Genomic DNA, 794 nt, shown 5'->3' with positions numbered 1-794 from the left:
ATCATAGAAGAGTATAACAGTTATTCTTATGATACAACCAAAGAAGACCAAAACCCATCTCTCAAAGTATTATTAAAAGAAATCAAAAATTCCGGTTACAGTGTTCGTGATGCTGTTTATTCCAAAAACGCGAATCTGGAATATGAGTTCCTTGGTGGATTTGATAACGCAAGGAAAGTTGTAGATAATTATGTAAAAAACAACCTTCCAGGTCGATCCGCCAATGAAGATCCTTATGCATTGGTAAACCAATCCAAAGGAAGTGTAAGTTCCAATGCATCAAGCATTGTCACAGCAGGGGAAGAAATTGGTGTTATCTTCAACATCAAACAACAAGCAAACGGCAACTACCTAGCTGAATTAGAAAAATACAAAGAAATTTACGAACAAAGACTCGGTGACTTTGATGCAGCGGAATTGGGATTCAAAAACCAACAAACTGTAGTGACGGCAAAACAAAACCAATACAACAACAAACAAGAAGAAGTCAAAACCGCCTATGACTTGTTAGAACAATCCTCTAAAGAGATGAGTTTACTCTCTTCTGTTTATGATTATGTAACCATCAAAGATTATTCTACACATGATGGTATTTCTGGAGAAAGCCAAACAGAACTCACATCTCCTGTTGATTTGGTACGCAAACGTTACCAAGATGCTGAAAAAGCTGTCACAGACAAACTTGCAGAGATCACTCTATTACAAAAACGTGCTGACGACCGAATGAAGTTGAGTGAGTTGCAAGCTGACACTGCCGTTGCTGCAAACAAAGCAGAAGCAGAAGAATGGGCAGA

General features: G+C 38.2%; 1 protein-coding gene. It reads left to right on the top strand.

From position 1 onward, the window contains the following. On the top strand, positions 1-794 hold a 794-nt coding region (locus EHQ47_RS19690), incomplete at both ends, for a hypothetical protein (protein ID WP_167483278.1).

This window comes from Leptospira bourretii, from assembly GCF_004770145.1.
In the GTDB taxonomy this organism is placed as follows: Bacteria; Spirochaetota; Leptospiria; order Leptospirales; family Leptospiraceae; genus Leptospira_A; species Leptospira_A bourretii.
Note: the sequence above shows the minus strand (reverse complement) of the source record. Positions and strands in the feature narration are given on the sequence as shown.